The 19,535-nt window shown below is 58.9% G+C and carries 17 protein-coding genes; 10 read left to right on the plus strand and 7 right to left on the minus strand.

Features of this window, described 5'->3' with window-relative positions; genetic code table 11:
* Positions 1–2: 2 nt before the first annotated feature.
* The 4 genes from QRN50_RS10970 (at position 3) to lpxC (ending at position 4,456) form a co-directional block, all read left to right on the plus strand.
* Positions 3–872: a cell division protein FtsQ/DivIB gene (locus tag QRN50_RS10970; RefSeq protein WP_003395370.1), complete on the plus strand. Its 870-nt coding sequence runs from the start codon at positions 3–5 to the stop codon at positions 870–872.
* A 14-nt stretch (positions 873–886) separates the two neighbouring features.
* Positions 887–2,143 (plus strand): cell division protein FtsA, encoded by a 1,257-nt coding sequence (ftsA, locus tag QRN50_RS10975; RefSeq protein ID WP_003364017.1) that lies wholly within the window; start codon positions 887–889, stop codon positions 2,141–2,143.
* A gap of 101 nt (positions 2,144–2,244) precedes the next feature.
* Positions 2,245–3,432, plus strand: a complete 1,188-nt coding sequence (ftsZ, locus tag QRN50_RS10980; protein ID WP_002555041.1) for a cell division protein FtsZ — start codon at positions 2,245–2,247, stop codon at positions 3,430–3,432.
* A 112-nt stretch (positions 3,433–3,544) separates the two neighbouring features.
* Positions 3,545–4,456: a UDP-3-O-acyl-N-acetylglucosamine deacetylase gene (gene lpxC / locus QRN50_RS10985; protein ID WP_002555040.1), complete on the plus strand. Its 912-nt coding sequence runs from the start codon at positions 3,545–3,547 to the stop codon at positions 4,454–4,456.
* 116 nt (positions 4,457–4,572) lie between these two features.
* Here the strand turns inward: lpxC and QRN50_RS10990 are convergent, their stop codons facing one another.
* Positions 4,573–5,028 carry a DUF721 domain-containing protein gene (locus QRN50_RS10990; RefSeq protein WP_003313540.1) on the minus strand — a complete coding sequence of 152 codons (456 nt, stop codon included), beginning with the start codon at positions 5,026–5,028 and terminating at the stop codon, positions 4,573–4,575.
* Between the two features lie 305 nt (positions 5,029–5,333).
* Here QRN50_RS10990 and secA point away from each other — a divergent pair, with 305 nt between their 5' ends.
* From secA to QRN50_RS11010, 4 genes are all read left to right on the plus strand, one after another.
* A complete protein-coding gene (gene secA, locus QRN50_RS10995; RefSeq protein WP_053275758.1) occupies positions 5,334–8,075 on the plus strand; it encodes a preprotein translocase subunit SecA in 2,742 nt (913 codons plus the stop codon).
* Between the two features lie 109 nt (positions 8,076–8,184).
* Positions 8,185–9,402 carry a bifunctional glutamate N-acetyltransferase/amino-acid acetyltransferase ArgJ gene (gene argJ / locus QRN50_RS11000; protein WP_024643112.1) on the plus strand — a complete coding sequence of 406 codons (1,218 nt, stop codon included), beginning with the start codon at positions 8,185–8,187 and terminating at the stop codon, positions 9,400–9,402.
* Positions 9,403–9,459: 57 nt separating this feature from the next.
* Complete coding sequence (locus QRN50_RS11005) at positions 9,460–10,086, plus strand: glutathione S-transferase family protein (RefSeq protein WP_024660849.1); 627 nt, start codon at positions 9,460–9,462, stop codon at positions 10,084–10,086.
* Between the two features lie 2 nt (positions 10,087–10,088).
* Positions 10,089–11,039 (plus strand): Nudix family hydrolase, encoded by a 951-nt coding sequence (locus QRN50_RS11010; protein WP_096127443.1) that lies wholly within the window; start codon positions 10,089–10,091, stop codon positions 11,037–11,039.
* A 262-nt stretch (positions 11,040–11,301) separates the two neighbouring features.
* Here QRN50_RS11010 and QRN50_RS11015 read toward each other — a convergent pair whose 3' ends face one another.
* From QRN50_RS11015 to QRN50_RS11025, 3 genes are read right to left on the minus strand one after another with little or no spacing between them, the layout of a single operon-like run.
* Entirely contained in the window at positions 11,302–11,880 is a 579-nt protein-coding gene (locus QRN50_RS11015) for a cob(I)yrinic acid a,c-diamide adenosyltransferase (RefSeq protein WP_096127444.1), read from the minus strand.
* 15 nt (positions 11,881–11,895) lie between these two features.
* Positions 11,896–13,932, minus strand: a complete 2,037-nt coding sequence (locus tag QRN50_RS11020; RefSeq protein WP_003405989.1) for a sensor histidine kinase — start codon at positions 13,930–13,932, stop codon at positions 11,896–11,898.
* Positions 13,933–13,976: 44 nt separating this feature from the next.
* Positions 13,977–14,897: a putative 2-dehydropantoate 2-reductase gene (locus QRN50_RS11025; protein ID WP_024659926.1), complete on the minus strand. Its 921-nt coding sequence runs from the start codon at positions 14,895–14,897 to the stop codon at positions 13,977–13,979.
* 169 nt (positions 14,898–15,066) lie between these two features.
* Here QRN50_RS11025 and QRN50_RS11030 point away from each other — a divergent pair, with 169 nt between their 5' ends.
* Both QRN50_RS11030 and QRN50_RS11035 read left to right on the plus strand, forming a co-directional pair.
* Positions 15,067–15,546, plus strand: coding sequence for a YajQ family cyclic di-GMP-binding protein (locus tag QRN50_RS11030; RefSeq protein WP_003304827.1), 480 nt, complete (start codon positions 15,067–15,069; stop codon positions 15,544–15,546).
* 121 nt (positions 15,547–15,667) lie between these two features.
* The gene (locus QRN50_RS11035) at positions 15,668–16,498 is read left to right on the plus strand and encodes a mechanosensitive ion channel family protein (RefSeq protein ID WP_024638343.1); all 831 of its coding nucleotides are present in this window, start codon (positions 15,668–15,670) and stop codon (positions 16,496–16,498) included.
* A 171-nt stretch (positions 16,499–16,669) separates the two neighbouring features.
* Here QRN50_RS11035 and QRN50_RS11040 read toward each other — a convergent pair whose 3' ends face one another.
* From QRN50_RS11040 to QRN50_RS11050, 3 genes are all read right to left on the minus strand, one after another.
* The gene (locus QRN50_RS11040) at positions 16,670–17,005 is read right to left on the minus strand and encodes a hypothetical protein (RefSeq protein WP_024640913.1); all 336 of its coding nucleotides are present in this window, start codon (positions 17,003–17,005) and stop codon (positions 16,670–16,672) included.
* A 285-nt stretch (positions 17,006–17,290) separates the two neighbouring features.
* Entirely contained in the window at positions 17,291–17,815 is a 525-nt protein-coding gene (locus QRN50_RS11045; protein ID WP_024640914.1) for a hypothetical protein, read from the minus strand.
* A 167-nt stretch (positions 17,816–17,982) separates the two neighbouring features.
* Entirely contained in the window at positions 17,983–19,524 is a 1,542-nt protein-coding gene (locus tag QRN50_RS11050) for a type VI lipase adapter Tla3 domain-containing protein (protein WP_080266954.1), read from the minus strand.
* Between the last annotated feature and the right edge of the window lie 11 nt (positions 19,525–19,535).

The following is a 19,535-nucleotide window of genomic DNA, read 5'->3' on the forward strand; positions in this document are numbered from 1 at the left end:
GCATGTACGGCCCGTCGACACGTCCTCAGCCACCTGCACCCGGCCGCAACAAGCCGGTGCCGCGCGGCGCCAGCCGTATGGTGGCCAAGGAGCCCTTGTCGGCGCGCCTGCCCAAGGCCAACTTCAGTTTTCTGAAGCGTCTGCTCTGGCCCGTGCTGTTGGTGGTTCTGGGCTTCGGTACTTATGAGGCGGCACAGCGTCTGCTGCCGTACGCCGACCGCCCGATCACCCGCATCAACGTGCAGGGCGATTTGAGTTACATCAGCCAGCAGGCTGTGCAGCAGCGGATTGCGCCTTATGTGGCGTCGAGCTTTTTCAAGATCGATCTGGCGGCCATGCGCACCGAGCTTGAGCAGATGCCATGGATCGCGCACGCCGAGGTCCGTCGTGTATGGCCGGATCAGGTAGTGATTCGTCTTGAAGAGCAATTGCCGGTTGCCCGTTGGGGCGATGAAGCGCTGTTGAATAACCAGGGGCAGGCTTTCACACCGCGTGAACTGTCCAATTACGAACATCTTCCCCAGTTGTTCGGCCCGCAGCGGGCCCAGCAGCAGGTGATGCAGCAGTATCAGGTGTTGAGTCAGATGTTGCGCCCGCTGGGCTTCTCCATCGTGCGCCTGGAACTGCGCGAGCGTGGCAGCTGGTTCCTGACAACAGGTGCCGGTAGTGCTGGCCCGGGTATCGAATTGTTGCTTGGACGCGACCACCTTGTCGAAAAAATGCGCCGCTTCATCGCGATTTACGACAAAACGCTGAAAGACCAAATAACGAATATCGCGCGCGTCGACTTGCGTTACTCCAACGGCCTTGCGGTCGGTTGGCGCGAACAGGCAGCGCCGGCGACGGAAAAACCCGCCGTCGCGAAGAATTGATAAGAGGCAGGACCATGGCAAATGTGCAAAGCGGCAAAATGATCGTCGGGCTGGATATCGGTACCTCCAAGGTGGTGGCACTGGTAGGCGAAGTCGCGGCCGATGGCTCGCTGGAAATCGTGGGTATCGGTACCCATCCCTCCCGCGGCCTGAAAAAGGGCGTGGTGGTGAATATCGAGTCGACCGTGCAGTCGATCCAGCGCGCAATCGAAGAAGCTCAGCTGATGGCCGGCTGCCGTATCCACTCGGCATTCGTGGGCGTTGCAGGCAGCCACATTCGCAGCCTGAACTCGCACGGCATCGTGGCGATTCGTGATCGTGAAGTCAGCTCTGCGGACCTGGAGCGTGTGCTCGATGCTGCTCAGGCGGTGGCCATTCCTGCCGACCAGCGCGTGTTGCACACCCTGCCTCAGGATTACGTGATCGATAACCAGGAAGGCGTGCGTGAGCCCCTGGGCATGTCCGGCGTACGTCTGGAAGCCAAGGTCCACGTGGTGACCTGCGCAGTGAACGCGGCGCAGAACATCGAGAAGTGCGTGCGTCGCTGCGGTCTGGAAGTCGACGACATCATCCTCGAGCAGCTGGCCTCGGCGTATTCCGTGCTGACCGATGACGAGAAAGAACTGGGTGTGTGCCTGGTGGACATCGGTGGCGGCACCACCGACATCGCGATCTTCACCGAAGGCGCCATTCGCCACACGGCGGTCATTCCGATTGCGGGTGATCAGGTGACCAACGACATCGCCATGGCGTTGCGCACTCCGACCCAGTACGCCGAAGAAATCAAGATTCGTTATGCCTGTGCGCTGGCCAAACTGGCCGGTGCAGGCGAAACCATCAAAGTGCCGAGCGTGGGCGACCGTCCACCTCGCGAGCTGTCGCGTCAGGCCCTGGCCGAAGTGGTAGAGCCTCGTTACGACGAGCTGTTCACCCTGATCCAGGCCGAACTGCGCCGCAGCGGCTACGAAGACCTGATCCCGGCCGGCATCGTGCTGACCGGGGGCACAGCGAAAATGGAAGGTGCGGTCGAACTGGCCGAGGAAATCTTCCACATGCCGGTCCGCCTGGGCGTACCGCACAGCGTCAAAGGGCTCGCTGATGTCGTGCGCAACCCGATCTACTCAACCGGCGTAGGCCTGTTGATGTACGGGCTGCAAAAACAATCGGATGGCATTTCGCTGTCCGGGATTGTCGGCAACAGCAGTTACAGCGACGAAACCAAGGCACCGGTGCTTGAGCGTATCAAGCGTTGGGTGCAGGGCAATTTCTAGGTTTCAACGTTCAACGGTTTCACAGCTTCAGATTCAGGGCTTCACCAGCAGTATCGGCAGGCAGTAGGCAAAACTAACTAGAAAGCGGAAGGAGAGAGAAAATGTTCGAACTCGTAGACAACGTCCCGCAAAGCCCGGTTATCAAGGTTATCGGCGTAGGCGGTGGTGGCGGCAACGCTGTCAATCACATGGTCAAGAGCAACATCGAAGGCGTGGAATTCATCTGCGCTAACACCGATGCTCAAGCGCTGAAAAACATCGGCGCGCGGACCATTTTGCAACTGGGCACCGGCGTGACCAAGGGCCTTGGCGCTGGCGCCAACCCTGAAGTCGGTCGTCAGGCCGCACTGGAAGATCGTGAGCGCATTGCAGAAGTTCTGCAGGGCACCAACATGGTTTTCATCACCACGGGCATGGGCGGCGGTACCGGTACCGGTGCAGCCCCGATCATTGCTGAAGTGGCCAAGGAAATGGGCATTCTGACGGTCGCAGTCGTGACCCGTCCGTTCCCGTTCGAAGGTCGCAAGCGTATGCAGATCGCCGATGAAGGCATCCGCATGCTGTCCGAAAGCGTCGACTCGTTGATCACCATCCCCAACGAGAAGCTGCTGACCATCCTCGGTAAAGACGCCAGCCTGCTGTCGGCTTTCGCCAAGGCTGACGATGTACTGGCCGGTGCCGTTCGCGGTATCTCCGACATCATCAAGCGTCCGGGCATGATCAACGTCGACTTCGCCGACGTGCGTACCGTGATGAGCGAAATGGGCATGGCGATGATGGGCACTGGCTGCGCCAGCGGTCCTAACCGTGCACGTGAAGCGACTGAAGCGGCCATCCGCAACCCGTTGCTCGAAGACGTCAACCTGCAGGGCGCTCGCGGCATCCTGGTCAACATCACTGCCGGTCCTGACCTGTCTCTGGGCGAGTACTCGGACGTGGGTAGCATCATCGAAGCGTTCGCTTCCGAGCACGCGATGGTCAAGGTCGGTACTGTTATCGATCCGGACATGCGTGACGAGTTGCACGTGACCGTGGTTGCCACCGGCCTGGGCGCGAAAATCGAGAAACCTGTCAAGGTCATCGACAACACGTTGCAGACCACCCAACAGGCTCCTGCACAGCAGGCGTCCCGCCAGGAAGCACCGTCGGTCAACTACCGTGACCTGGATCGTCCTACCGTGATGCGCAATCAGGCACACGCAGGCGCTACAGCCGCGGCGAAGATGAATCCCAACGATGATCTTGATTACCTGGACATCCCGGCTTTCCTGCGTCGTCAGGCCGATTGATGAAATGTATCAGGGGTATTAGGGTGATTGGTGTTCAGCAAAGGCATGGTCTGCTATCATCGCCAGCCTTTGTTGATACCAGTTCGCAACTTGCGCTGAAGCGGCCCATGCCATGATTAAACAACGCACCCTGAAAAATATTATCCGTGCCACAGGTGTAGGCCTGCACTCCGGGGAGAAGGTTTACCTGACCCTCAAGCCCGCACCTGTGAATACCGGCATTGTGTTTTGCCGAGCTGACCTTGACCCCGTCGTGCAGATCCCTGCGCGTGCGGAAAACGTCGGTGACACCACTCTGTCGACCACTCTGGTCAATGGTGATGTCAAAGTCGACACGGTAGAACACTTGCTCTCGGCCATGGCTGGCCTTGGCATCGATAACGCCTACGTCGAGCTCTCTGCCTCCGAAGTTCCTATCATGGACGGCAGCGCAGGCCCTTTCGTATTCCTGATTCAATCGGCAGGCCTGGAAGAACAGGACGCGCCGAAGAAATTCATCCGTATCCTGCGTGAAGTCACAGTGGAGGAGGGCGGTAAACGCGCTACCTTCGTGCCTTTCGAAGGGTTCAAGGTCAGTTTCGAGATCGATTTCGATCACCCCGTCTTCCGTGACCGCACCCAGAGTGCAAGCGTGGACTTTTCCAGTACTTCCTTCGTGAAGGAAGTCAGCCGTGCCCGGACCTTCGGGTTCATGAGTGATATCGAGTACCTGCGCAAGCACAACCTCGCACTCGGCGGCAGCGTGGAAAACGCCATCGTGGTCGACAAGGACGGTGTACTGAACGAAGACGGCCTGCGTTACGAGGACGAATTCGTCAAACACAAAATCCTCGACGCCATCGGTGACCTCTACCTGCTGGGCAACAGCCTGATAGGTGAGTTCCGGGGTTTCAAATCGGGGCATGCACTGAACAACCGTCTGCTGCGCACGTTGATCGAGCAGAAAGACGCTTGGGAAGTGGTGACTTTCGAGGATGCCAGTACGGCACCAATTTCTTACATGCGCCCTGTCGCGGCCGTGTAAGCAAGCTTTACTCTCTTTCCTTTTGTTCTTTAAAGGCTGCCCTCGGGTGGCCTTTTTTTATGGGTTTATTCAGGGGAAGTCAGTGTTCGTGGAGGCCTTGCAGCGATCAGGCAGGCTTACTTCCTGTCCTTTGCATGGCTGGCCAGTCGTTCAAGTGCGGCACGCAGGCGTGGATCGGTGATGCCTTCAGCGGTGGCCTGAATGTTTTCGGCAGCCACTGCCGACAGGTCGATGGTGTGCGTGGCCGCCCCGCGTGGCGCTTCAGGCGGCTGCACCTTGAACACAATGCGGGTCAGGTTGATGAATTCGTCGAAGGCCATCATTTGCCGGTGCAGGCGTTTCTGCTGGTAGCGCAGGCGCGTGGCCCAGTGACCGTCCGTCACGATCAGCAACAAGGTGCCCTCGCGCCACGAGGCCACGCGACAATGCTCGCGAGCCGCAGGCTGCAGCTGGCTTTCGAGCAGGCGCTGCAGATGGCTGAGGCGTTCGGCGTGGCGAAATATAGCCTTCAGGGGCTTGGCTTCACGCAGCAGAACAGCGGGCGGGCGGGCGTTCAGAGGACGAAAGGCCATGGAGGGATGCCTGGGTAACAAGATGAACATCTTAACAGAAAGCGTTCTGACGGCTGCTTTTCAGGGCATTTCCGTGCTTTCATATGCAAATCAATGAGTAACTTCCCCGGATAACGGGTTGAAGTGCTTGAAAATGGCCCCATTGTAAACCTGCCCCGTCACAGCGCTGTGCCAGCATCGTGGAATAACGCCACTTTCCTCACCATCGTTTCCGGGTAGAATGCTCGTTCGCATGCGGCCATCTGGGCTGCACGGGCGACTCACGGGGCCGCCCTCCATTCCTATGTGTGGAAGATCCTGTCGATATGTTTGCGCCTTTGTTGAAAAAACTTTTTGGAAGCAAGAACGAGCGTGAAGTAAAACGCATGCTCAAGACGGTACAGATCGTCAATGCCTTCGAAGAGCAAATGGTGGCCCTTTCGGACGAGCAACTGCGCGCCAAGACCGAAGAGTTCAAGGCCCGCATAGCCAAAGGCGAAACCCTCGATCAATTGCTCCCGGAAGCCTTTGCTGTCGCTCGTGAAGCGGGCAAGCGCGTCATGGGCATGCGCCACTTCGACGTCCAGTTGATCGGCGGCATGACCCTGCACGAAGGTCAGATCGCGGAAATGCGTACCGGTGAAGGTAAAACCCTGGTCGGTACGCTGGCTGTCTACCTCAACGCATTGTCCGGCAAGGGCGTTCACGTGGTTACCGTGAACGACTACCTCGCTCGTCGCGACGCCAACTGGATGCGTCCGCTGTACGAATTCCTCGGTCTGACCGTAGGCATCGTCACGCCATTCCAGCCGCCGGAAGAGAAGCGCGCCGCCTACGCTGCCGATATCACGTACGGCACCAACAACGAATACGGTTTCGATTACCTGCGCGACAACATGGCGTTCAGCATGGACGACAAGTTCCAGCGTGAACTCAATTTTGCCGTGATCGACGAAGTCGACTCGATTCTGATCGACGAAGCGCGTACGCCGCTGATCATCTCCGGTCAGGCTGAAGACAGCTCCAAGCTGTACACCGAAATCAACCGCCTGATCCCCAAGCTCGAGCAGCATATCGAGGAAGTGGAAGGCGAAGTCACCAAGCCGGGGCATTTCACCGTTGACGAGAAAACCCGTCAGGTCGAACTGAACGAAGCCGGTCACCAGTTCATCGAAGAAATGCTCACCGAAGTCGGCCTGCTGGCCGAAGGCGAGAGCCTCTACTCGGCGCATAACCTGGGCCTGCTGACTCACGTCTATGCCGGTCTGCGTGCGCACAAGCTGTTCAACCGCAACGTCGAATACATCGTTTCGGACGGTCAGGTGCTGCTGGTCGACGAACACACCGGCCGGACCATGCCGGGCCGTCGCCTGTCCGAAGGTCTGCACCAGGCCATCGAAGCCAAGGAAGGTCTGAACATTCAGGCCGAAAGCCAGACCCTGGCATCGACCACGTTCCAGAACTACTTCCGTCTGTACAACAAGCTGTCCGGCATGACCGGTACCGCCGACACCGAAGCGTTCGAATTCCACCAGATCTACAACCTGGCCGTCATGGTCATCCCGCCGAACAAGCCTTTGGCGCGTAAGGACTTCAACGACCTGGTCTATCTGACGGCGGAAGAGAAGTACGCCGCCATCGTCACCGACATCAAGGCCTGCATCGCGGAAAACCGTCCGGTACTGGTCGGTACGGCGACCATCGAAACTTCCGAGCACATGTCCAATCTGCTCAACAAGGAAGGCATCGAGCACAAGGTTCTGAACGCCAAGTTCCACGAAAAGGAAGCGGAAATCATTGCGCAGGCCGGTCGTCCGGGTGCGTTGACCATCGCCACCAACATGGCCGGTCGTGGTACCGACATCCTGCTGGGCGGCAACTGGGAAGTCGAGGTCGCCAATCTGGAAGACCCGACTCCCGAGCAGATCGCACAGATCAAGGCTGACTGGCAGAAGCGCCATCAGCAGGTGATCGAAGCGGGCGGCCTGCATGTCATCGCCTCCGAGCGTCACGAATCGCGTCGTATCGACAACCAGCTGCGCGGTCGTGCCGGCCGTCAGGGTGACACCGGCTCCAGCCGTTTCTACCTGTCGCTCGAAGACAGCCTGATGCGCATCTTTGCCTCTGACCGGGTGAAGAACTTCATGAAGGCGCTGGGCATGCAGTCCGGTGAGGCCATCGAGCATCGCATGGTGACCAACGCCATCGAAAAGGCGCAGCGCAAGGTGGAAGGTCGCAACTTCGACATCCGCAAGCAGTTGCTGGAATTCGATGACGTGGCCAACGAGCAGCGTAAAGTGATTTATCACATGCGTAACACGTTGCTGGCTGCCGAGAACATTGGCGAGACCATTGCCGACTTCCGCGAGGAAGTGCTCAACAACCTGATCAGCCAGCATATTCCGCCACAGTCCCTGCCGGAGCAGTGGAATGTCGCCGGTCTGGAATCGGCGCTCAATACCGACTTCGCGGTTCAACTGCCGATCCAGCAGTGGCTCGACGAAGACGACAAGCTGCACGAAGACAGCCTGCGCGAAAAAATCATGGCGCAGTTGCTGGTGGCGTACAACGAGAAGGAAGACCAGGCCAGCGCCGAAGCCCTGCGCTCCTTCGAGAAGCAGATCCTCCTGCGCGTGCTGGACGACCTGTGGAAAGATCACCTGTCGACCATGGACCACCTGCGTCACGGTATCCACCTGCGCGGCTACGCTCAGAAGAACCCGAAGCAGGAATACAAGCGCGAGTCCTTCACGCTGTTCCAGGAACTGCTCGACTCGATCAAGCGCGACACCATCCGTGTGCTCTCGCATGTTCAGGTTCGTCGCGAAGATCCAGAGGAAGAAGAGGCACGCCTGCGTCAGGACGCCGAAGAGCTGGCCAGTCGCATGCAGTTCGAACACGCGCCTGCCCCGGGCATCGAGCAACCGCTGCTCGACGAAGAGGGTGGCGAAGCGCCTGTTGCCGTTGCATCCGAGCCGGTTCGCAACGACCAGAAGCTGGGTCGCAACGAGCTGTGCTGGTGTGGTTCGGGCAAGAAATTCAAGCACTGTCACGGCCAGATCAACTAAGCCTTTGACCGTGTAATACCTGCGCCGCGACCGGCTTGCCCGTCGCGGCGTTTTTTCATTGAGCGCCGTACCGATGCGGACGGCGCCACACTCCATGAGGAGCACCCCGATGGCTGTTGGTCTTGGTCCTTTGCCTGCGTTGCACCCGGTTCCCGGTTTTGAACTTGGCATTTCTTCTGCCGGCATCAAACGCCCGGGGCGCAAGGATGTTGTGGTCATGCGCTGTGCCGAAGGCTCCAGCGTTGCCGGTGTATTCACCTTGAATGCGTTCTGCGCAGCGCCGGTCATTCTGGCCAAACAGCGCGTCCAGGGCACTGTGCGTTATCTGTTGACCAACACCGGCAATGCCAATGCGGGCACCGGCGAGCCGGGTCTGGTTGCGGCGCGTCGTACTTGCGAGAAGCTGGCGCAACTGACTGGCGTCGATGCTTCGGCGGTGCTGCCGTACTCGACGGGCGTGATCGGCGAGCCGCTGCCGGTGGAAAAGATCGAAGGCGCTCTGCAAGCCGCGATCGATGATCTGTCTGTGGATAACTGGGCCGCTGCGGCGACCGGGATCATGACCACCGACACCCTGCCCAAAGGCGCCAGCCGTCAGTTCAGCCATGACGGCGTGACCGTCACTGTGACCGGCATCAGCAAGGGCGCAGGCATGATTCGCCCGAACATGGCGACCATGCTCGGTTACATCGCCACCGACGCCAAAGTGGCGCAGAGCGTGCTTCAGGACCTGATTCGTGACGGCGCCAACAAGTCGTTCAACCGCATCACCATCGATGGCGACACCTCGACCAACGATTGCTGCATGCTGATCGCCACCGGTCAGGCTGACCTGCCGGAAATTACCGAGGCCAAAGGCCCGTTGTTCGAAGCGTTGAAGAAAGCCGTGTTCGACGTGTGCATGGAGGTCGCTCAGGCCATCGTGCGTGACGGTGAGGGTGCGACCAAGTTCGTGACCGTGGAAGTCAACGGTGGCGGCAATCACCAGGAATGCCTGGACGTCGGCTATGCCGTGGCCCACTCGCCGCTGATCAAGACCGCGTTGTTCGCCTCCGACCCGAACTGGGGACGTATCCTGGCGGCGGTCGGCCGTGCCGGTGTGCCGGATCTGGACGTGAGCAAGATCGACGTATTCCTGGGGGGCGTGTGCATCGCCAGCCAGGGCTGCCGCGCCACGACCTACACCGAAGAGCAGGGCTCGGCGGTCATGGCCGAAGAAGAAATCACCATCCGTATCGAGCTGGGCCGCGGCGATTGCAGCGAAACGATCTGGACCACCGATCTTTCTCACGAGTACGTGAAGATCAATGCGGAATACCGCACCTGATTCAATGCCCGGCGCGCCGGCATCCTGTCTTCGCGCCGGGCTCAATGGAGCTGAACCATGAGCCTGCATCTGATTATCGGCGACAAACGCTACTCCTCCTGGTCGCTGCGTCCCTGGCTGGTGCTGGAAATGACCGGTGCTCCGTTCACCGATCAGGTTATCCGCCTCAATCAGCCTGACACCCGCGCGAACATTCTCAAGTATTCACCGACCGGCAAGGTCCCTGCGTTGCAGTGCGAGCACGGCACGATCATCGATTCGCTGGCCATTTGCGAATACCTGGTCGAACGTTTTCCGGACGCCGATCTGTGGCCGAGCGACACCGCCGCACGTGCCCAGGCGCGTTCTGCCTGCGCGCAGATGCACAGCGGCTTTGTCAGCCTGCGTTCGAACATGCCGATGGACCTGCGTCAGGATCAGGCACTGGAAGTGATTCCGGTCGATACCCAGAACGACATCGACCGTATCGTCGAACTGTGGGCCGAATGCCGCACTGCGGCGGCCGAAAGCGGTCCGTTTCTGTTCGGCAAGCCGAGCATTGCCGATGCGTTCTTCGCGCCGGTGGCGATTCGTCTGCGCAGCTATCGTGTCGAGTTACCCGCAGAAGCGCTGGCTTACATCGAAACCATCTACCAATGGCCTGCCTTCAAACGCTGGCAGCAGGCCGGCCTGGAGGAGTCCTGATCGTGAAACGAGTGCATGTGGCCGCCGCCGTCATTCGTGGTGCTGACGGCAGCGTATTGATTGCCCGACGTGCCGATACCCAGCATCAAGGTGGCCTCTGGGAGTTTCCCGGCGGTAAGGTCGAGGAGGGCGAGACCGTCCAGGCGGCGCTCGCACGTGAACTGCAGGAAGAGCTGGGTATCCTGGTGACGGCTGCGCGTCCGCTGATCAAGGTCTGCCACGACTATCCGGACAAGCAGGTGCTCCTGGACGTCTGGGAAGTCTCGGCCTTCACTGGCCAGGCGCATGGCGCCGAAGGGCAGCCGCTGGTCTGGGCCACCCCGCGCGAGTTGGCCAATTATGACTTTCCAGCCGCCAATCAGCCGATCGTCGCGGCGGCACGTTTGCCCGGCGAGTATCTGATCACGCCTGACGGGCTGGACACTATCGAGTTGTTGCGCGGTATGCAGAAGGCTATCGCCGGTGGCATCAAGCTGGTCCAGTTGCGTGCGCCGGGTGGTTACGACCCGAAGTACCGCGACCTGGCCGTGGATGCGGCAGGCCTGTGTGCCGGCAAGGCGCAACTCATGCTCAAAGGGCCTCTGGAGTGGCTGGGCGACTTTCCGTCCGCCGGCTGGCACCTGACGGCGGAGCAGCTGCGCAAGTACGCCAGTCGCGGGCGTCCGTTCCCGGAGAACCGCTGGCTGGCGGCGTCATGCCATAACGCCGAAGAGCTGGCTCTGGCCGAGCAGATGGGCGTGGATTTCGTCACCCTGTCGCCCGTTCAGCCAACCCTGACCCACCCTGATGCACAGCCGCTGGGCTGGCAGCAGGCAACGCAGCTGATCGCAGGCTTCAACAAGCCGGTCTTTCTGTTGGGCGGCGTGGGCCCTGCCGAGCGTCAACAGGCCTGGGAGCGCGGCGCACAGGGCGTGGCCGGGATTCGCGCGTTCTGGCCTGACGAGATCGTCTGACGCTCAGAAGAGGACGCAGAGCGTCCAGAACGGCATGCCCACGCAGAGTAACTAGCGTTATACACAAGTCAGCTCTTGATTCTGGCCGTAGGCCGTGGGAGCGAGCTTGCTCGCGAAGAGGCCAGTAAAACCCCTGAAAATGGGGCGTCTGGACCGACGTCTTCGTGAGCCCGCCTCGCTCACTCCCACAAGACCTATACCTAACGCCAGGATGCTGGCGTGAGGATGTCTTCTGTGCTGCTCCGTTTAATGGATATGTCCATCAAAGCGGCTTGGCCGCGGGCTGCCAAAGGATCTCGGCAATGCCCTGTCGTCTGGCGATCAATCGGGCTGCGACGAACAGCAGGTCCGACAGCCTGTTGATGTACGCCAGCCCTGCGCCTTCCAGCGGCTCGACGGCATTCAGATGCTGACAGCGACGTTCTGCACTGCGCGCCAGGCTACGGCAGATGTGCGCTTGGGCGATCAGCGATGAACCGCCTGGCAAAATGAAATTCTCCAGCGGGCCCAGTTCCTCATTCCAGACATCAATGGCGGCTTCCAGCCGCTCGACCTCGGCTTCGTTCAGCGCCTTGTAGGTCGGCATGGCCAGTTCCCCGCCCAGATCGAACAGTCGGTGCTGGCAGGGTGCAAGTACTTCGATCACTTCGTTGAGCGCTGGGACGCGCTGAGCTTCATCGATCAACCCCGCCAGCAATAGCCCCAGCTGGCTGTTGAGCGTATCGACCTCACCGATGGCCTCGACGCGCGGATGATCCTTGGAGACCCGACGGCCATCGCCCAGACCGGTTTCACCGGCATCGCCGGTGCGCGTGTAAATCTTCGACAAACGAAAGCTCATTGATGCGATTCCTGATCAGGATTTTGAAATGACCTGCTGCTGAACGCTGACCGGGTTGGCCACCAGCGGTAGACGCAGCGTAAAGCAGGTGCCTGTGCCGAGAGAGGAATGTACCTCCATCTGGCCTTTGTGGTTGTTGGTGACAATGAAGTAGGACACCGACAGACCCAGCCCGGTGCCCTGGCCGATTTCCTTGGTGGTGAAAAACGGCTCGAACGTACGCTTGCGAATGCTCTCCGACATGCCGATGCCATTGTCCTCCACCTGAATCTCGGCCCATGGCGGATTGAGACGCGTGCGCAGGGTAATGCGCCCAGGCTCTTCGCTCTCCGGCCGCTGGTGAATGGCCTGCGCGGCGTTCTTCAGCAGGTTCAGCAGCACCTGCTCCAGCTCGTTGGCAATGCACGGCACCGGACCCAGTTCAGGGTCGAACTGACGGATGATGTGCTGGCCCTTGAAGTCGAAGCCGATGGTCAGATCGAAGTCGTTACTGGCGATCTCCACGGCCTGATCGATCAAGGCCGGCAAGTCACAGGGCGATAACTGCCGACTGCTCAGGCGGCTGAAATTGAGCATGTGGCTGACAATTTTTGCGGCCCTGGCACCGGCCTGTTGAATACCGTCGAGCAGTTTCGGCACTTCGCGGCTTTCCAGGTAATGGTTGACCTGCGCCAGATCGATGCCGTCGGCCTCGGCCTGCTCGATGTTCTTCGGCAGTTCCGGGGACAGCCGCCGACGGATGTTCTGTACGTTGTGCAGTATGGCGCCCAGCGGGTTGTTGATCTCATGGGCCATGCCTGCTGCCAGACCGCCGACAGACAGCATTTTTTCCGACTGCACCATCATTTCTTCCAGCGATATGCGCTGGGTGATGTCATCGATCCGGATCACCACGCCGCGCCCGGCATCGCCAGTCAACGGGTAGAACGTCAGAGCGTAGTGGCGGGGCTCGTCATTCTTGATCCAGGTCACGCGCTCGATCTTGGTCACGCTGTGACGCTCGACGGTGTGTTTGATCTGCGGCAGAAACGAGCGCATCGGCTCGAAGGCCAGGAAGATCGGCTGGTTCAGCGCTTCGTCCAGTGTGGTGCCGGACAGCGCTGTGGCTTCCTGATTCCACTGGGTGACGTACAGCTGTTCATCCAGCGCAATCATCGCCGAGGGCATCGAGTCGATGATGCTGTTGAGGTAATTCTGAAAGCCGGTGAGCTTCTTCTCGATCTTGCTGCGCACCTGGACTTCCAGCTCCAGCTTGCGGTTGGTGTGGCGGGTTTCCTCGGCCAGCCCCTGGGCCTGATCGTAGGCTTCCTGCGAGTCGTCGCGCGCGCGCTTGAGTTGCTGTTCACGCGCTTCGATACGCGACAGCATGGTATTGAACGCCTCGGCCAGACTGCCGATTTCATCATCGTTGCCGGGTTCTGCGCGCAGTGCGTAGTTCTCTTCGCGGGTCACCTGCCGGGACAATTCTTCCAGTTGGTAAATGGGCTCGGTGATCAGTCGGCGAATCTGCCGCGCCACCACCAGCCACAGCAACACGCTGAACACCAGAATGCCCAGGCTGGCGGTGAGCGTGCCGGTGTAGAAGGCCGGTGGCAGCTCGCTGCTGGCCACCAGCAGCAGATGCCCTGGCGGCTCGTCACCTTTGGGTACGGTGATGACTTGTGTGCTACGAAATTCGGTGAGGCGCCAGCTGTCCAGGTCTTTGAAGCGTCTGGGCAGCTCAAGGCTTTCGCCCTGATGCATCTGTTCAAGCCGCTCGCCGTTGTTGTCATACAGGGCTGCGGCACGCAACGGCCCATAGCTTCTCAGCTCCTTGAGCAGCGCGCGCGCCTCATCAGGCGAGTACAAGGCCCGCTCGTTGAGATTGGCGCTGCTGATCAGCCGGCCGATGGTCTGCAGGGCCTGCGGAGCCATCGCCTCCTGAGAGATGTAATAGGCCGCGCTGATGAAGGTCAGGTTGGCGACCAGCAGTACGGTGGTCATCAGGACCAGCAGGGCAGCCAGCAGTTTCTGGCCGACGGGCAGGTTTTCCAGGCGTTGGCGCAAGGGCATTGGGCAAGTCGCAGTGACGGGTGATGCGAGCAGGGTAGCGCGGGCTAGTCGGTACGCAAACCCTTGCTTGCCAGATGAGCGGTCAGACGCGTCTGCAAATGCTGCAGGTGCGGTGCCGGGCAGCCATGACGCACTGCGGCTGCGCACGCGTAACCCAGCAGGTAGCTGATTTCGGTGCGTCGCCCGTGAAGCACATCCTGATACATGGAAGAGTAGTTGGCGGCGGTCGCCTGGATGACCCGTAGCACTTCCGCATGCAGTTCCTGCGCAGCCGCTGGCTGGCCGCAGCGGCCCAGCAGATCGCTCAGCTCGGCGCACAGCGTGGCGACCTCGCAGGCGTGCTCGAGCAGGCCACCATTACGGCAGTCGTGCAGGACCGTCAGCGGGTTGATCGCACAGTTGAGTGCCAGCTTGCGCCACAGGCGGGTCAGGATGTCCGGCGTCCATTCGTGGGGAATGCCACTGTCGTGCAAATCCTGCACAAGCGCGGGGGCTGTCGGGTCGGATACATCACCCAGCCAGTTGAAACCATGGCCAGCGAACCTGACGCGCCAGCCCGACTCCAGAAACGCGCCTTCGGTGCTGGACGCGAACAGGCAGCGCGCGTGGGGTATTTGTGCGGCCACTGCGTCCTGGCTGCCCAGACCGTTCTGCAACAGGATGACGTCGGCCTGCGCCGTCAATCGCGGAGCCAGCTGTGCGACAGCCTGCTCGGCCTCGTAAGCCTTGCAGGCCACCAGCAGCCGTTCGATGGGCTGTCGATGGTCGGCGGTCTGTGCTTCGACCGGGTACGCATGGGCGATATCGTTTTCGACCAGCGTCACGCAGCTGCCATTGGCTTGATAGGCGGCCAGCCGATCCGCGTTGCGAAGGATCAACCGCACCGGCAGATTCGCGCGTGCCAGTCGCGTCGCCCAGAGACTGCCCAGGCTGCCCGCACCGAGAACATGCCATGTCACCGCCATCACAGCGGCACGTTATGGCGCTGAAGCGGTCTGCAGAAGATGAAAACAAGGATGTGCATGGAAGGCTCACAGTGAACGCCGGAAAAGTCTCGTTATAATGAGCGTTCTTTCACACCGTCAAGTCATGCGTGCCCGAATTGTGCGCACGCCGTTTATCTGGAGAACATACATGCCCTCGTTCGACGTAGTGTCCGAATTGGATAAACACGAAGTCACGAATGCCGTCGACAACGCTATCAAAGAGCTGGACCGTCGCTACGACCTCAAAGGCAAAGGCACGTTCGAGTTCAAGGAGCTGACTGTCACGCTGACCGCAGAAGCAGACTTCCAGCTGGAGGCCATGATCGAAATCCTCAAGCTGGCGCTGGTCAAACGCAAGATCGACGCGAAGTGCCTCGAGATCAAGGACGCCTACGCCTCCGGCAAATTGATGAAGCAGGAAGTCATCCTGCGTGAAGGCATCGACAAGGAGCTGGCGAAGAAAATCGTCGCTCACATCAAGGAAGCCAAGCTCAAGGTCCAGGCCGCCATTCAGGGCGAGCAGGTGCGGGTGACCGGCAAGAAGCGCGACGACCTGCAAGAAGCCATCGCAGCGCTGCGTGCCTACGATTCTGGCATGCCTTTGCAATTCAACAACTTCCGCGACTGATCGTTGCATTGAAAGCCGGGGAACCCTGCGTTCCCCGGCCAGTCCGAATCGCCCTGAGCATTGAAATGACGGCAGGCCGCCGTGGTTTTGATCGCAGTTCGTGACGAGTAAGGAGATAACGATGGATTTAAACGCAGAAGTCGGTCATCTGTGGCAAGCGTCGCAGGCCTGGATTCCGATGATCATGGAGTACGGCAGCCGCTTGCTGCTGGCAGTCGTCACGCTGTGCGTAGGCTGGTGGCTGATCAACCGGCTGACCGGCAAACTGGGCGCCTTGCTGGCCTTGCGACACGCCGATCTGGCCTTGCAGGGCTTCGTCAGCAACCTGGCCAACATCATTCTGAAAATCCTGCTGGTGGTCAGCGTCGCGTCGATGATCGGCGTGGAAACCACCTCGTTCGTGGCGGCGATCGGTGCTGCCGGTCTGGCGATCGGCCTGGCCCTGCAAGGCAGCCTGGCGAACTTCGCCGGTGGCGTGCTGATTCTGTTGTTCCGCCCGTTCCGTATCGGTGACTGGATCGAAGCCCAGGGTGTGTCGGGAACCGTCGACAACATCCAGATCTTCCACACCGTGCTGCGCACCGGCGACAACCGTACCGTGATCATTCCCAACGGCAACCTGTCCAACGGCATCATCACCAACACCAACCGTCAGCCGACCCGCAAGATCACCTTCGACATCGGCGTCAGCCATGACGCCGATCTCAAGAAGGCCTTGCAGGTCCTGCTGGACATGGCCGACGACCCGCGCGTCCTCAAGGACCCGGCCCCCCAGGCTGTGGTGGCTGCGCTGGGGGAGAACGCAATTACCTTGTCCCTGCGTGTCTGGACCAGCAGTGGCGACATGGGCGACGTGACGTCGATGTTCAACATCGAAGCGCGCGACCGCCTGAAGGACGCAGGCATCGAGATCCCACTGCCGCAACGGATTGTGCGGGTGGTTCAGGAATAGTGGTTTGTGCGGTATGACAAAGCCCTGGCTCGTGAGAGTCGGGGCTTTTTTGTATGCGTTCGTTAAAGGCTGGTATTTGTGGCGAGTACCGCTTTTGTGGCCGACTCATCATCGTCTTCTTGAATATTGCGTCTACATAGATCAGATATTTTTGGGTGTGACTTTTGGGACTCATTGCAGCTTGATGATTAAAAAGCACACAAAGGCTGACGTTGCCGTCAGGCCTCCCGCCAAGGCATGTATGAAAAAAACTGTTCGGATTTTTCTGGAGCGTCTCCACGGTTTCTTCAAATATGCATATATAAGCAACATTCCAGTTGCGACAAACTCTATGCCCAGGAGTGAGAATATCGTTCCGACGACAGTCAGCGCTCCCATGCCTAAATTACTGGCCGTTTGAAGCACGTATATACAAAGGGCTATACCGCTAATGGGCAGCCAGATTCCCAAGCCAATGAGCGTGAGAAGAAAATAGTGGCCGATATGATTTTCAGCTTCTGTTGTCATTGTTCGATCCTTGTTTTTCTATCCAGTTGGCGTGCAGGTTTTTTCTTCGATAGTGAAACGTCACACCTCTGTAAGGGTCCGGCCAAGTCATCTACCCAGCCCCGCAAAGCCAGGACATGGTGTGCACTTAAATTTAAGTGGGCACCAGTCCTAGCCTTTTAAGCGGGTATTTCATGCAGCCAAAACGCCGCTCCTATTCCAAGTCCTTCAAAGCCCAGGTCATTCAAGAGTGTGCCCAGCCCGGCGCTTCGATTTCCTGCACCGCTGTCTTGCTGCAATCTTCGATCAAAATTGTTTGTCGAAGCTTTCGACAGATGGCAGACGGGTCGTGCAGGGGCCGTACTCCACGCTGTGCCCCGTCAGATGACTATCCACCGGCTTTACCTTGAACTGCTGGCCGTCGATGAGCCCCGTAGTGGCCAGCGAAAGCAAGGAATACCGGCGCATGGCCTTGGGGTCTGTGTTATCGCAAGGCTCGACGACCTGGACATTCAGCCCGCCAAAATACTCGATAGTGATGTCCAGTGAACCACTGGCAGGATAATCGCCCTCGAACAGCGACCATTTCTTGAAGGTACCGCATCCCCTGCCACCATAGAGCGCGATGTTCAGGCAAAAGAACCGGTCGCCGGCCGGTGCGCTTTGTTGAACACGTACCACCGTATTGGCAAGGGGCTGGTCGTTTTCATCGACCACTTGCACGGTAATGTGCACCGGTTTAGGCATACGGCTTTTTTCTACGCCCGACGTGCATCCGGCCACGGACAAGATCAGTACGGCCGCCGTGGCCAGCAGGGGAAATGCTTTCATTGAGAGGTCTTCTATAAAGGATCCCATCCCGGACAGCCATGCCCTTTGGATCACGGTACCCGGGTTGATCGTGCGGCATTGTTGCATGTTCCGTGCGGGTTCGGCCCTGTGGTCATTTCGTGAGGGCCACAAAGGGTGTAATAACACACCTCTCGCACGGCTCGTACTTACGGTGAGCCATAGGTGAACGGATCTGCGCCGCGGTTCTGGCTGTTCTTCGCTTTACGGGCTTCATCGGGCGGGCGGACCATTTGTACGGTCAGGCTGCCATCGGTGCCTGCGTAGACCACTGCACTGACGCCGCCATCCTTGTAACTGGCTATGGTCGCCAGATTGATTTCGACCAGCGCACCGCTGACCCCGGTATTGCCCAGACGACGACCAATGTCGTAGCCCTCTTCGACATTGCCGAGCTCAAGACCATGGCCGTCCTTGTTCAGGTCGTGCAGGGCGTTGTTCAGCGCGATTTCCGCTTCCGGGTTGTTGGTGCTGTCATAGAACACCCGCACAGGTTTCTGACCGTCGGGCAGCGTGTCCAGCGCCTGTACCCAAGCTGCTTGTAGGGCTTTGGCTTGCAATGCAGGTTTCAGGCGCTTGCCGTTTTCATCCTGCATGGGCGCCTTGATCGGGCGGTGCAGATAACCGAGTACCGGCGCAGCATCCAACTCCTTGACCTGATGCTGATTCCAGCGGATCGGCAGCCAAGGGGAAGGCTCGAAGTTGCCGGGACCACGGTTGCTGATGGTTTTCCAGAGCGTGGGGAGTTGGGATTGCCAGTAGGCGGTTGATATGGTGCCTGGGCCTAATGGATCTTTAATTCCTTTAGTTTTCTGCGCGTCCTCATAGATTTTTCTGAATTTACGCGGCTGCTCCCAGTAGAAAGCCCAGAGCTTGCCCAGATCGGTATCTTTGTTCTGGTTGTCTTCTGCGTCGTTGGTCGCATAAGGACGAACGTAGCGATCCACTCGGTCCGAGCGAGTAATCAGCAGGCCTGTCATGCTTTCGAATACTGTTGGCACTACTTGAGTATTTTTTTGCAAGCCTGGAGTACCGCGTTCGCGATATAGGTTCCGCGTTACGTCCCCGTCTTCGCTTGCGATAAGTGCCTGTGGCACTTTCGGGTTATCTTCAAAAAAAATAAACAGCCGCTCAATCATACCTTGTGCGTAGTTGGTATTTTCGTCTTCTTGCCAGAGAAACTGTGTGACTCCTAGCGTCGCTGCATTTCGGCCTGAGTTGATAATACTTGCAGCGCGGTAGGGCTTCTTGTAGGGGTTTGGAGGCCCGAGCGCAAAAACAGGAATTGGCCAGTAAGCTACTGATGGGCTTGCCGCATGCTGAAAAGCTACCCGAGTATTGATATCTGCAGTCGTCTCTCGCGAGCTTAACGATGGATCGTAGGCTTTGGCTTGTGAAGGAAATATCGATAAAAAGTTGTTATTTTTTTTAACAATTTCTCGCCAGACAGACGATTGATGAAAGTCATTTACCGCAAGGCCTACTCCTCGTATTTCTAGCGAGTATGTTCGTGCTTGCGCAGCCTGTTGTTCTGCATTTTTAGCAATAATCTCGGATTTATAAGCCGCCAGTTCGTGCTTTTCATTGGCAATAGCGTTGCCCCACCAATGCCCGCTGTAGCTAAGCAGAACCGCACTTAAAATCCCTGCAATGCCCCAGCGGGTCACCGAATGTATGTTACGCAATTCCATATGGTTTTCCT

Source organism: Pseudomonas sp. MEJ108, from assembly GCF_030208985.1.
GTDB lineage: Bacteria > Pseudomonadota > Gammaproteobacteria > Pseudomonadales > Pseudomonadaceae > Aquipseudomonas > Aquipseudomonas fragariae.

Bases quoted from the DNA above. Each gene is read 5' to 3' on its own strand.
- QRN50_RS11015 (WP_096127444.1), bottom strand. From the start codon at position 11,880: ATGAGCTTTCGTTTGTCGAAGATTTACACGCGCACCGGCGATGCCGGT.
- argJ (WP_024643112.1), top strand. From the start codon at position 8,185: ATGGCTGTTGGTCTTGGTCCTTTGCCTGCGTTGCACCCGGTTCCCGGT.
- QRN50_RS11030 (WP_003304827.1), top strand. From the start codon at position 15,067: ATGCCCTCGTTCGACGTAGTGTCCGAATTGGATAAACACGAAGTCACG.
- ftsA (WP_003364017.1), top strand. From the start codon at position 887: ATGGCAAATGTGCAAAGCGGCAAAATGATCGTCGGGCTGGATATCGGT.
- QRN50_RS11035 (WP_024638343.1), top strand. From the start codon at position 15,668: ATGGATTTAAACGCAGAAGTCGGTCATCTGTGGCAAGCGTCGCAGGCC.
- QRN50_RS11045 (WP_024640914.1), bottom strand. From the start codon at position 17,815: ATGAAAGCATTTCCCCTGCTGGCCACGGCGGCCGTACTGATCTTGTCC.
- QRN50_RS10990 (WP_003313540.1), bottom strand. From the start codon at position 5,028: ATGGCCTTTCGTCCTCTGAACGCCCGCCCGCCCGCTGTTCTGCTGCGT.
- QRN50_RS10970 (WP_003395370.1), top strand. From the start codon at position 3: ATGTACGGCCCGTCGACACGTCCTCAGCCACCTGCACCCGGCCGCAAC.
- QRN50_RS11050 (WP_080266954.1), bottom strand. From the start codon at position 19,524: ATGGAATTGCGTAACATACATTCGGTGACCCGCTGGGGCATTGCAGGG.
- QRN50_RS11005 (WP_024660849.1), top strand. From the start codon at position 9,460: ATGAGCCTGCATCTGATTATCGGCGACAAACGCTACTCCTCCTGGTCG.
- QRN50_RS11040 (WP_024640913.1), bottom strand. From the start codon at position 17,005: ATGACAACAGAAGCTGAAAATCATATCGGCCACTATTTTCTTCTCACG.
- secA (WP_053275758.1), top strand. From the start codon at position 5,334: ATGTTTGCGCCTTTGTTGAAAAAACTTTTTGGAAGCAAGAACGAGCGT.
- QRN50_RS11025 (WP_024659926.1), bottom strand. From the start codon at position 14,897: ATGGCGGTGACATGGCATGTTCTCGGTGCGGGCAGCCTGGGCAGTCTC.
- lpxC (WP_002555040.1), top strand. From the start codon at position 3,545: ATGATTAAACAACGCACCCTGAAAAATATTATCCGTGCCACAGGTGTA.
- QRN50_RS11020 (WP_003405989.1), bottom strand. From the start codon at position 13,932: ATGCCCTTGCGCCAACGCCTGGAAAACCTGCCCGTCGGCCAGAAACTG.
- ftsZ (WP_002555041.1), top strand. From the start codon at position 2,245: ATGTTCGAACTCGTAGACAACGTCCCGCAAAGCCCGGTTATCAAGGTT.